The 11,696-nt window shown below is 68.4% G+C and carries 11 protein-coding genes; 7 read left to right on the top strand and 4 right to left on the bottom strand.

What is annotated here, in order from left to right; all coding sequences use genetic code 11:
- Positions 1 to 116: 116 nt before the first annotated feature.
- The 3 genes from bfr to ACT535_RS04080 all read right to left on the bottom strand — a co-directional run bounded on the left by bfr (position 117) and on the right by ACT535_RS04080 (position 3,554).
- A complete protein-coding gene (gene bfr, locus ACT535_RS04090) occupies positions 117 to 599 on the bottom strand; it encodes a bacterioferritin (RefSeq protein ID WP_168458085.1) in 483 nt (160 codons plus the stop codon).
- Positions 600 to 727: 128 nt separating this feature from the next.
- Positions 728 to 961: a (2Fe-2S)-binding protein gene (locus ACT535_RS04085; RefSeq protein ID WP_081762651.1), complete on the bottom strand. Its 234-nt coding sequence runs from the start codon at positions 959 to 961 to the stop codon at positions 728 to 730.
- A gap of 205 nt (positions 962 to 1,166) precedes the next feature.
- Positions 1,167 to 3,554, bottom strand: coding sequence for a PAS domain-containing protein (locus ACT535_RS04080; protein WP_476363439.1), 2,388 nt, complete (start codon positions 3,552 to 3,554; stop codon positions 1,167 to 1,169).
- A 203-nt stretch (positions 3,555 to 3,757) separates the two neighbouring features.
- Between ACT535_RS04080 and ACT535_RS04075 the strand changes: the two genes are divergently transcribed.
- The 7 genes from ACT535_RS04075 (at position 3,758) to ACT535_RS04045 (ending at position 10,570) form a co-directional block, all read left to right on the top strand.
- Positions 3,758 to 4,300 (top strand): phasin family protein, encoded by a 543-nt coding sequence (locus ACT535_RS04075; protein ID WP_168458083.1) that lies wholly within the window; start codon positions 3,758 to 3,760, stop codon positions 4,298 to 4,300.
- A 245-nt stretch (positions 4,301 to 4,545) separates the two neighbouring features.
- Positions 4,546 to 5,019 carry a phasin gene (locus ACT535_RS04070; protein WP_168458082.1) on the top strand — a complete coding sequence of 158 codons (474 nt, stop codon included), beginning with the start codon at positions 4,546 to 4,548 and terminating at the stop codon, positions 5,017 to 5,019.
- Positions 5,020 to 5,118: 99 nt separating this feature from the next.
- The gene (gene waaF, locus ACT535_RS04065; protein WP_476363438.1) at positions 5,119 to 6,141 is read left to right on the top strand and encodes a lipopolysaccharide heptosyltransferase II; all 1,023 of its coding nucleotides are present in this window, start codon (positions 5,119 to 5,121) and stop codon (positions 6,139 to 6,141) included.
- Positions 6,138 to 7,148 carry a lipopolysaccharide heptosyltransferase I gene (gene waaC / locus ACT535_RS04060; protein WP_476363437.1) on the top strand — a complete coding sequence of 337 codons (1,011 nt, stop codon included), beginning with the start codon at positions 6,138 to 6,140 and terminating at the stop codon, positions 7,146 to 7,148. Before waaF ends, waaC begins: the two co-directional genes overlap by 4 nt.
- A 775-nt stretch (positions 7,149 to 7,923) precedes the next feature.
- Positions 7,924 to 8,487 (top strand): bifunctional adenosylcobinamide kinase/adenosylcobinamide-phosphate guanylyltransferase, encoded by a 564-nt coding sequence (cobU, locus tag ACT535_RS04055; RefSeq protein ID WP_476363436.1) that lies wholly within the window; start codon positions 7,924 to 7,926, stop codon positions 8,485 to 8,487.
- Positions 8,484 to 9,116 carry a cob(I)yrinic acid a,c-diamide adenosyltransferase gene (gene cobO / locus ACT535_RS04050; protein ID WP_476363435.1) on the top strand — a complete coding sequence of 211 codons (633 nt, stop codon included), beginning with the start codon at positions 8,484 to 8,486 and terminating at the stop codon, positions 9,114 to 9,116. Before cobU ends, cobO begins: the two co-directional genes overlap by 4 nt.
- Positions 9,116 to 10,570, top strand: coding sequence for a cobyric acid synthase (locus ACT535_RS04045; protein WP_476363434.1), 1,455 nt, complete (start codon positions 9,116 to 9,118; stop codon positions 10,568 to 10,570). Before cobO ends, ACT535_RS04045 begins: the two co-directional genes overlap by 1 nt.
- 4 nt (positions 10,571 to 10,574) lie before the next feature.
- Here the strand turns inward: ACT535_RS04045 and cbiB are convergent, their stop codons facing one another.
- The gene (gene cbiB, locus ACT535_RS04040) at positions 10,575 to 11,540 is read right to left on the bottom strand and encodes an adenosylcobinamide-phosphate synthase CbiB (RefSeq protein ID WP_476363433.1); all 966 of its coding nucleotides are present in this window, start codon (positions 11,538 to 11,540) and stop codon (positions 10,575 to 10,577) included.
- Between the last annotated feature and the right edge of the window lie 156 nt (positions 11,541 to 11,696).

Here is an 11,696-nt window from a genome sequence, read left to right as displayed (position 1 = left end):
ATGCTTTGGGGCTTGATCGTCCAGTTTATACTTTCTCCAATCTAGTTGGAGGTCCAAACAAAAAGCCCGGCGCAAGGGCCGGGCTTTGTGTCGGTATCGGGCAGAGGGAGGAGGGATCAATCCTCGTCCAGCTCGCCGATGTGATGCTGGGCGTAGAGCTGCAGGCCGAGCTTGGACACGAGGTCCAGCTGGGTCTCGAGGAAGTCGATGTGGCCTTCCTCGTCCGCCATCAGCTCCTCGAAGAGGTCGCGGCTCGGATAGTCCTTCACCGAGTGGCAGTAGGTGGCCGCTTCCTGGTAGAGGGCGCGGGCGTCCAGCTCGGCGGCGAGATCGCAGTCGAGGATTTCCTTCACGTCCTGGCCGATTCGCAGGGGGTCGAGCACCTGCATGTTCGGGAAGCCGTCGAGGAACAGGATGCGGTCGGTGAACTTATCGGCGTGCACCATCTCCTCGATGGACTCGGCGCGCCACTTCTTGGCCAGCGCCTTGTAGCCCCAATTGTCGAGCATTCGGTAATGCAGCCAATACTGATTGATGGCGGTCAGCTCAGAGCGCAGGCCCCGATTGAGGTATTCAATAACCTTCGGATCGCCCTTCATTATCAGCTCCTGGTGCCGTAAGGACAGTTAGTTTGGATTAAGCGTTAGACTAATTCTAATGTGGTGGCAAGGTACCCAGCGGTAACGCCCGGCGGGTCACCGGGCGATTGGCCGTGCTTTTAGGAAGCTTATTCGGCCGCGACCATTCCGGTAAGTCCCGCGACGGGACATTCGTCGGCGCAGGCGCCGCAGTCGTGAGCCTGAACCTGATCCATCAGCGTGCGGATGGTCCGGGCGCAGCGTCCGCACTGGGGCGAACAGCCGAGGCAGCGATAAACTTCGCTGGGGGAGCGCAAAGGGGTGCCGGCAAGCGCATCAAGCACCTGGCGGTCTGAAAAGACGTTGCATGAACAAACGATCATGGCGCGGCTCGAAGCTAACTTGGAAGGCTTCTAAAAACTTGTTTCTATTACGTTTTTCGCAGAAGCTCGCCGGTTTCGTCAACTACGTAGATATGCGACATGGTGCGTCGCACGCCGCCTGGACAGGCTTTCGCCTGCACAATGGAGTTGTTCCATTGTACGGATCCCACCCAATTGGTGGCCCGGCACCTTCAATGGGGTGGGTTCAGGCAGGCAATGTGAGCCGGGCGATCATTCCCCGGCGCCGGCCAAGGTCTTCGCCGGCCTGATTCATACCGACCGGGTCGATCTCCAGCGCGCCACCGAGGCTGCGCGCGGCCTCCGCCATGCGGGCAAGACGCAGGGGACGTCCCTCGGCGGCGAAACGGTCGTCCGCCGAAAGCCCCGATAGCGGATCGAGCGCCGCCGCCGCTGCCGTAGCGTCGAGCCCTGCGCCGGCGTCGCTCAACTGCACCATGGCCCGCGGTCCCATGTCCCCGTCGTCCACGGCGTAGACCGAGACCGCCACCGCCCCGCCCGCCGGCGTGGCCGCGACGGCCTCTTCCACCAGCATCGCCACGAGCTCGTTGAGAGACTCTTCGGCGGCTTTGGCCGTGACGCCTCCGGCATCGTCGAGGCGCAGCGCCAGCCGACGCCGCCGCGCAGTGGGAACGAGCGTGGCCACCGCGGCGCGCACCGCCGCCGACACGTCGCAGGTAACCGCTTCCGCCGTCGATGGCTCGGACAGCGCGGTGAGGTCGTCGAGGGTGTCGCTCAGGGATTTGAGGGCCTGCCGGAGGGGATCGCTCAGGCCCTCGGCGGGCGCCTCCCGCAGGATCGCAATGGGGCCTTCGATGCCCGCGCGCAGGCGGCCGGCGAGCCGCGGCAGGAGGTTCGCCGCGGGAGCGGCTTCGGGCGGCGGCTCGGAGCGGGACGGCTCCGGGACCGGACCGATGACGACGCACAGAAGCTGGTCCTCGGCGCCGGCGCGGGTCACGGCCGCGAGCCCCGGCAGCACCTCGCCCTCGCGGTTGCGCAGCGCCAGCACCACCTGCGCGGAGGCGCCCTCGTCCCGCACGCGGTCGAGGGTTGCGACGGCCTCCGCACGATCGGTCGGGGCGATGGCGGTGGTGAAGGGCTCGCCGGCGAGGTCATTGGCCGGGAAGCCCAGCCGCTGCGCCGCCGCCAGGTTGGCGAGGCGGATGGTGCCGTCCATCTCCAGAAGGAAGACGGGCCAGGGTACCATGTCCAGCGCTGCACGACGGGCACTCGCCCGGGCCTCGCGGTCGTCGCCGGCCTTGTCGAGCGGGCGGATAACATGGATCAGCGCCGGCCGGCCGATGAACGGTGCGGCGACGAGGCGAACCTCGATCGGCAGGCGGGTGCCTTCGGGCGTCAGCACATGAAGGGCACCGGATTCCCGGGTGAGGATCCCCTCCAGTCCGCCGGCCTCCGTGAGCGCGTCGAGCCCGGTCCAGCCGGTCAGCGCGAGAAAGGCGCGGTTGGCATGGACCAGCGCGCCCTCCTGCTGCACCAGAAGGCTCACCGGAAGCTTGTCCAGCAACTCCGCCTCGTCGCCGGAGGCAGACTGCGGCTGCGGCTCGGCCTGCGCCGCATCGAGATCGGCGGATGGTTCGGTGTCCGGCGGAATCCTCGGCCAGTCTTCGATGGCGGCGGCAAGGGTGCGGGCGATCTCGCGGAAGGCGGAGCTTTCCTGCGGCGACAGGCTGCCCTGTCTGAGCGGGACCACATTCCGGCCGAAGGAGACCGCGGGTTCAGGCGCGCGGGGGGCAGGATGGGGTGCGTGCGCGGACAGCGGAAGCGGCGCCTCGGCAGCCGTGACGATGCCGAAGCCGCGCACGCCCTTGAACCGACGCTCCGCATCGAACAGCGGGGCACCGCCGAGGCTGAGGTCGAGCGGGGATTCGACGCCCATCGCCGGGACCGTCGCCGTTCGCTCGGTGAAGCTTTCGCCGGAGGCCATGGCTTCCACCAGGGCATCGGCGTCGACGAGGTCGCCGGCGCGCTCCAGCTCCGCGAAGCTGGCGCCGAGGAAGGTGGCGGCGCGGCCGCCGAGTGCCGCCGCGAACAGGGGAGAGAGGGCGCGCAGCCTGCCGTCGGCATCGCTTTCCCACGTCACCCGCAGGGGCTGGGCGAGCAGGGGGCGCAGCGCCGCCGGCACGGCCGGCGCCGTGTCTGGGCGGACGACGGGAGGCGCGGCACGGGAAGGGGCGAATGCGGCCGGGTCCGCGAACAGGAGCGCCGGACCCGAGGGCAGGGCGAGCGCCGCAAATCGCACGGTGCGGGGCGAAAGATCGCCGGGCAGGCGCAGGCGCGCGACGCCGAAACCGGCGGCGGTGCGTCGCGCCAGGCGAGGGGCCGCCGCCAGCACGGGCTCTGGTGCGGGTTTGCCCGGCTCGATGGCGATCCGCGCGGCGGCGGACGTTGCGGCCAGGACGCGGCCCGAGCCGGCGTCGAGGAGGAAGGAGACGAAGTCCTGCCGCGCCAGGGGCGCCAGCACCGCGTCGGCGCCGGGCAGCGTGGACGTGATGGCGTCCCCGCCTTTCTCCGAGGCGGGAGGCGGGTCGTCCGGGCTGCCGTTGTGCTGCGTCATATTCTGCAGGATCGCACCTTGCGGTGGAGGAGTGAACGGAGGCGGGCCCAATCCCGCCGGCTCATATTCTCGCCCCTATTGATTAACGTCAGTGCAACTTCGCAGCGTTGGCCGCCATTCATATTGGCGAAGCGGCAGTACCGTAGACTAAGATCGGTCGCTTCGCGGTGGCTTGCGCCGCCCGACACCGGAGGAGAGACGTCATGACGACAAAGTTCGGTCCGGAGCTGGAACTGCCCCCCGAAATGCGGGCCATTGCCGAGAAGAACGTGGCGCAGGCCCGGCAGGCGTTCGAGACCCTGTTTCAGAACGCGCGGGAAACGGTCGGCGAGAGCGAAGGTCATATCGAGGAGGTCCGCTCCAATATCAAGGACTTCCGCCAGAAGGCCATCGGCCTGATGGAAGCCAATGTCGAGGCAAGCTTTGATTTCCTGCACAAGCTGGTCGCGGCCAAGAGCCCGCAGGAAATGATGGGCCTGCAGGCCGAGTTCCTCACCAACCAGCTCAAGAACGTCTCCGAACAGGCGAAGGCCTTCGGCGACGACGCCAAGGCGCTCGGCGAGAACGCCGTGCGCACCATGGATGAGCACGCCCGCACCCTTGCCGAGCGGCTCAAGACCCTCGCCGCCTCCGCCGCCCAGAGCGCGCAGGCAGTGGCTCAGGATCTCAAGACGGTGGGCGAGACCGCGGTGCGCGAGGCCCAGGCCGCCGCGGCCAAGGCCACGGATCCCAACCAGCAGGGCTGACGGGATTACTCTACCAGTCCGGGCCGTACCGCTGTACGCACGGAAGCTTGACTTGTGCAGCGCAGAATTTCATTTTGCGCTGCACGTTTACTGCTGTATAACCCTAGCGTCGGGGTTAACACAGCTCACCTTTGAACGTCCAACACGCAAGTCGTTGCACGGCGCTGCGCCTTGCGTCTCGTCAAAGTTGGCACTGCAGCAATGCACCTCGGCACGGATCGCCATGCCCCGTTTCCGAGGATGACATGAACGACACCTTCATCAAGGCTTATCAGGATCAGATCGAGGCGGCGAAAAAGGCGTTCTCGACCCATTCCGTGCCCGGCGTCGAAGTGCCGCCGGCGGTGCGTGAGATCGCCGAAAAGGGCCTCGCCGCCTACCGCGAGAACTACGGCAAGCTCAAGGCCGCGGCCGAGCAGGTGAATGCCGCCCTCGAAGACAGCGCCACCACCGCCTCCAAGGGCGTGGCCCAGTACAATGCGAAGGTGCTCGAGGCGGTTCAATCGAACGTGAACTCGGCGTTCGACTATTTCAATTCGCTGCTGACCGCCAAGACCGTCGCCGAAGCCGTGGAGCTTTCCACCGGCCACGCCCGCAAGCAGTTCGAGGCGCTGACCGGCCAGGCCAAGGATCTCTCCGCGCTCGCGCAGAAGGTCGCCGCCGACTCGTCCGAGCCGATCAAGTCGTCGGTCGAGAAGACGATCCGTCCGGCCGCCTGAGCTTCCGCTCCTCAACGGCCGCCGCGTCCGGGCCAGCGTGCTTGACGCGGCGGGTCCGCCTTGTCATGACGCGGGGCGTTCCACCCCGCGAGTTTTCGCATGCGTGCCCTCGGTTCCGTTTCGCCGCTTCTGCTCGTCGGCCCGTCCTGGGTCGGCGACATGGTCATGGCGGCGAGCCTTGTGGACGTGCTGCGGCTGCGTGAGCCGGGCCGCCCCATCGATGTGCTGGCGCCGCCCGCCGCCCTTCCCGTCGCCCGCATGATCCCCGGCGTCCGCCGCACCATCCCGCTGGGGCTGGGCCATGGCGAACTCGGCCTCCTCGCCCGCTGGAAGGCGGGTCGTGCCCTGCGCAACGAGGGCTATGGCAAGGCCATCATCCTGCCGCGGGCATTCAAGGCCGCCATCGTTCCGCTCGCCGCAGAAATTCCCGAGCGTGTCGGCTACCGCGCCGAGCTGCGCAGCGCGCTCCTCACCGATGCCCGCCCCGATCCCGACCGCAAGACCGCCCGCACGCTGGACCGCTTCGTCGCCCTTGGCCTGCCGCCCGGCTCCATCGCCCGCGCGCCGCGCCCGCGCCTGATGCTGCCGGACGGCGCCGTGGACATTGCTGCCGCCAAATACCCCCTCGCTGGCGAAGGGCCGGTGATGGTGCTGTGCCCCGGTGCCGAATACGGTCCTGCCAAGCGCTGGCCGGCCGCCAAATTCGCCGCCCTTGCCGCGCTGGCGGTGAAGGACGGCTACCGCATCCGCATCCTCGGCTCGCCCAAGGATGCGGAGGCGGCGAGCGCCATCGAGGCCTCGGCGGGCGTTCCGGTGGACAATCTGGTCGGCCGCACGACGCTCATCGAGGCTGCGGCCATCCTCGCCGGCGCGGACGTGGTGATCTCCAACGATTCCGGCCTCATGCACATCGCCGGCGCCTTCGACCGCCGACTGGTGGTGATCTACGGCGCGTCGTCCGAGAAGATGACGCCTCCTGCCTCGCCCTTCGCCCGCGTGGTCTCGCGCGACCTGCCGTGCCGGCCCTGCCACAAGCGGGAATGCCCTCTCAAGACGCTGGCGTGCCTCGAAGGCATCGCCGCTGAGGAAGTCCTCGCCGCGGCCGAGCAAATGCGCCGATGAAGCTGCTGCTGGTGAAGCTGTCGTCGCTGGGGGATGTGGTTCACACCTTCCCCGCGCTGACGGATGCCGCCGCCCGCGTGCCCGGCCTCACGGTGGACTGGGCGGTGGAGGAGGCCTTCGCGCCGGTGGCCCGGCTCCATCCCGCCGTCCGCCGCACCATCACCGTTCCGCTCCGCCGCATGCTGCGCCGGCCGATGGCCGCGCTTTCCAATGGGGAGGCCGGACGGGTGAGGGCGGCGCTGGCGGCCGAGCCCTATGATCTGGTCATCGACGGGCAGGGTCTGATGAAGAGCGCGGCGGTGGCCGCCCTCGCCCGTGGCCCCCGACACGGATTCGACCGGCAGAGCGCGCGGGAGGGGCTGGCCAGCCTGCTCTACGGCGCGCGTCACCATGTGCCCGAGGTGGAGCACATGGCCGTGCGCATCCGCAAGCTGTTCGCGGCATCGCTCGGCTACGGGCTCGAGGGCCTGTCCGCTGATACGGGGCTGCGTCCGGCGCCCGCCGGCGCGCCCTATCTCGTCTTCCTGCATGGCACGACTTGGCCGACGAAGACCTGGACCCTCGACGGCTGGCGCGCCCTGTCCGCGCTGGCGGGGGAGGCGGGCATGGAGGTGCGCCTGTTCGCCCACGGCGCCGAAGAGCGCGCCCGTGCCGAGGCCATCGCCGCAGGGCGTGACAATGTCCGCCTGCTGCCGCCGCAGGGGCTGGAGGGACTTGCCCCGCAGATCGCCGGCGCCGCAGGCGTGGTGACGGTGGACACCGGCCTCGGCCATCTGGCTGCGGCCTGTGGCGTGCCGACTGTCGGTCTTTACGGGCCGACCAATCCGGTCCTCACCGGCCTGTTCGGAGCCCGCGTCCGCGAACTGAAGGCGCGGCGGGAGTGCGCCCCCTGCGAGAAGGCCAGCTGCCGCATCGCCCCGGAGGTGCGGGAAGGGCCGCCCTGCCTCGCCGACATCTCCGCTGCCGACGTGTGGCAGGCCCTACAGAGGCTGAGCGCGGCGGCCTGAGCCGCCTGTTGCGGGTGGGGGCAAGTCTTACCCTGCGTCAGGCCAACAATTGCGCCGGCTGATCCACGCCGCGGGTTTAATGCCTAGGCGAGCAAGCAGGTTGCGCGGCTTATGCGGCCAATGAACCTTTTCCCCTACGTGAGACCCTGCTCCGGGGCGACTCATGAGCGGGGAGAGGCGGCGCGTATTTTGGACCGGGGTAGGGGGGCAGATTGTCCGAAGCCGAAAAGCCATAAGCCCACCCAGGATCTAAGACTTTAATCCTATCAAGAAATTATCTATTTAAATCAGTCCATTATCATAAAAACATAAAGTCTTAATGCAGCACTTTAAGTGCATCTTTTCCCCTAATCTGTAGCGGGATATCGCGGTAAGATTCTGAAAAATATAGCATTTCTTCTTTGAGAAATGGCATTATCTAAATTGCGAGTGCCTCTTAAAGTTAAATATTAACCATAAACCATTGAGAAATATACATAATAATTCGTTTGTTAAAGCATTTTGCCGCTCGTCGTCTCTGCCCCGAGGGCGGTCGCAGGTCCCCGGCGGCAGCTGGACGAAACACCGAGTCGGCCAGAGGAAAGAGGTATCCTGCTCTCCTCGCTATCGTCGGCCTGCCTTGCGGGCATGGGGGTGGCCCCTATAGTCGCGCCTGGTCCGCCAAGCTGGGGTTGAGGGGAAACGGGATGAGGATGTGCCGGATCGGCCCTGCAGGCCGCCCCAATTCCAGGGCGACACGTACGCCACCTGGTCCCCGCTCAGGAGTGTGCGTTTGATGGCGCTGGCGCCCCGCAACGGTCCTGCCGAGGCAAATTTCGTCCTGGTCCTCGGCGGTGCGCGCTCGGGGAAAAGCCGGTTCGCGGAAGGCGAAACCGTGCGGCACCCGGGTCCATGGACCTATGTCGCCACCGCCCAACTCGGCTATGGCGGCCAGCCGGACCCGGAGATGGAGGCGCGCGTCGCCCTTCATCGCGCCCGTCGCGGTGCGGGGTGGGAGACAGTGGAGGCGCCCTTCGATCTCGCCGCCGCCCTCGGCGCGCTCCCTCCGGATCGGCCGGTGCTGGTGGATTGCCTCACCCTCTGGCTCACCAACCACCTCCTCGCCGAGCACGACCTCGACGCCGAGGCGGCGGCGCTGGAGGCTGCCCTCGCCGCCCGGCCGGGGCCGACCCTCTGCGTCGCCAACGAGGTCGGCTTCGGCATCGTGCCCGACAATGCGCTGGCCCGCCGCTTCCGTGACGCCGCCGGCCTCCTCAACCAGCGCCTCGCCGCCCGCGCCCGCAAGGTGGTGCTGGTGGTGGCCGGGCTGCCCCTGACCGTGAAGGACGTAACCCCGTGAGCGATCCCGTCGCCCCGCCCCCCCTCGATGACGAGGCCGCCGCCCGCCATCGCGCCAAGATGGAGAAGCGCAAGGCGGTGCAGGACAAGGAGGTGGCCGAGAAGACCATCGAGAAGGGCCTGCTGGTGGTCCACACCGGCCCCGGGAAGGGCAAGAGCACGGCGGCGTTCGGCCTCGCTTTGCGGATGCTGGGGCGTGGCGGGCGGGTCGGCGTGGTGCAGTTCATCAAAGGTGCCTGGCAGACCGGCGAGCAGGAGGCCTTCCAGGCCTTCGGCGATCGCGTGAGCTGGCACACCATGGGCGAGGGCTTCACCTGGGAGACGCAGGACCTCGCCCGTGACAAGGCCGCTGCCGCCCGTGCCTTCGGCAAGGCGTGCGAGCTGATGGCGGACGAGACCATCGCCCTCCTCATCCTCGACGAACTGAACATCGCCCTGCGCTACGACTATCTCGACCTCGCCGACGTGGTGGCCACCCTCAAGGCGCGGCGCCCCGGCCTGCATGTTGTCGTCACTGGGCGCAATGCGAAGCCGGAGCTTCTCGCCGCCGCCGATCTGGTGACGGAGATGGGGCTGGTGAAGCACCATTTCGCCGCCGGGGTGAAGGCGCAGCCGGGCATCGAGTTCTGATGGCGCGCACGCTCATGTTCCAGGGCACGGGGTCGGATGTGGGGAAGTCCCTCATCGTCGCCGGCCTCGCCCGTGCCTTCACCCTGCGCGGCCTCGCGGTGCGGCCATTCAAGCCGCAGAACATGTCCAACAATGCCGCCGTGACGGCGGACGGCGGGGAGATCGGCCGCGCCCAGGCGCTTCAGGCGCGGGCCGCGCGGGTGCGCCCGAGCGTTCACATGAATCCCGTGCTGCTGAAGCCGCAGGGCGAGAGCGGCGCGCAGGTGGTGGTGAAGGGACAGGTCCACGGCAAGGCCAAGGCCGCCGCCTACCAGTCCCTCAAGCCGACCCTCATGCCCGCCGTGCTGGACAGCTTCGCGCGCCTGAAGGCGGAGGCCGACCTCGTGCTGGTGGAAGGGGCGGGCAGCGCCTCCGAGGTCAATCTCCGCGCCGCCGACATCGCGAACATGGGCTTCGCGCGGGCGGCGGACGTGCCCGTGGTGCTCATCGGCGACATCGATCGGGGCGGGGTCATCGCCAGCCTCGCCGGGACGAAGGCGGTGATCGATCCGGCCGACGCGGCCATGATCCGGGGCTTCATCGTCAACCGCTTCCGCGGTGACCCGGCGCTGTTCACCTCCGGGATGGACCTGATCGCGCGCCTGACCGGCTGGGATGCCCTCGGCCTCGTGCCGCACTTTCCCGATGCCGCCCGCCTGCCGGCGGAGGATGCCCTTGCCCTGTCTGCACCGCCGCCGCCCAAGGCCGGGGCGCGGCTCCGCATCGCCGTGCCGATCCTGCCCCACGTCTCCAATTTCGACGATCTCGATCCACTCGACGCCGAGCCGGCCGTCGAGGTGCGCCGCATCCGCCCCCATGAGACCTTGCCACTCGACACCGATCTCGTGCTGCTGATCGGCTCCAAGGCGACCATCGCCGATCTCACGGCGCTGAAAGCCGGAGGCCTCCATCACGACATCCTCGCGTTCGCCCGGCGCGGCGGCGCGGTCCTTGGCCTGTGCGGCGGCTACCAGATGCTGGGCCAGACCATCGCCGATCCCGAGGGCGTGGAGGGCGAGACGACAATCGCCCGCGGCCTCGGCCTGCTCGATGTCCATACGGTGCTGACCGGCGAAAAGCGGCTGGAGGAGGTGAGCGGGACCGCCGAGGGGGCACAATTCCACGGCTACGAGATGCACATGGGCGCAACCCATGGCGTCGATTGCGCCCGGCCCTACGGGCATCTCTCCGATGGGCGGCCGGAAGGCGCGCGCTCGGCTTCGGGCCGTGTCGCTGGCACCTATGTGCATGGCCTGTTCGCCTCCGATGCCTTCCGCGCGGCCGTGCTCCGCCGGCTGGGCGGGGAGGGCGGCGGCATCGCTTATGAGGATGGCGTGGAGGCGACGCTGGACGCTCTGGCGGCGCATCTCGCCGCGCACCTCGATCTCGACCGTCTGCTGGCTCTTGCGCGCTGAGCCATCAGACCAGCAGCGTCAAGCCCGCGCCGGCCAGCACCAGCAGGATCATCAGGGCATCCGCGCGGCGGTAGACCTTGAGTGCCATGCGCACGTCCTGCGCCGTGGCCTCGCGCCGGCCGTCGCCCATGTAGGCGTCCTGCGTGAGCACGCCCGCATAGACCTTCGGCCCGTTGAGCTGCAGTCCGAGCGCCCCCGCCATGGCCGCCTCCGGCCAGCCCGCGTTGGGCGAGCGGTGGCGCGGCGCATCGCGCAGCATGGCCCGGTGGGCATGGCGCGGACGGGCGCCGGGCGTCAGCGCCGCTCCGGCAATGATGAGCATGCCCGCAAGGCGCGAGGCGGGCAGGTTCACGTAATCGTCCGCCCGCGCTGCCGCCCAGCCGAAGGCGGCGTGACGCTCGGTGAGATGTCCGATCATGCTGTCGGCGGTGTTGAGCGCCTTGTAGGCCGCGCCCCCCGCAAGACCGGCCACGCTGAGCCAGAGGGTCGGCGCGACGACGCCATCGGAAAAATTCTCCGCAAGGCTCTCGATGGCGGCGCGGGCGACGCCCGAGGCGTCCAGCGTCTCAGGGTCGCGGCCCACGATATGGCCGACGGCTTCGCGCGCCGCAGCGAGGCTGCCGCCTTCCAGCGCCTCGGCCACCCGCGCCACGTGCCAGTGCAGCGAGCGCTGGGCGATGAGGCTCGACCCCGCGAGACCGAGAATGATGATGCCGAAGGGGAGGGGGCGCAGAAGGACTTCCAGCGCGAGAGCCGGCAGGGCGGCCGCCGCGAGCACGAGCGCAACGGTCACGACACCCATCAGGCGCCGCCGGCCGGGGGCAAATCCCGGCCTGTTGAGCCGGTGGTCCAGCACAAGGATGAGTCGGCCAATCCAGATCACGGGATGACCGATCCGCCGCACGAGGCCGGCCGGATAGCCAAGCAGGGCCTCAAAAAGGACCGACAGGGCCGCGACATCAAACGCCATTCTCTCCCCCGCTACCGCATTGCGGTAGAATGCTGCACCACTCACGCTTGTGTGTGTTGTTATTGTTGCGCTGCAACTAAATGATCGCCAGAATCGAACTCGTGCGTTATATTAGGGACTTGCCAGTGGTTCGTGCGGGGGCATTGACACCAGCAG

The sequence above is a fragment of the Xanthobacter sp. DMC12 genome, from assembly GCF_056314105.1.
Note: the sequence above shows the minus strand (reverse complement) of the source record. Positions and strands in the feature narration are given on the sequence as shown.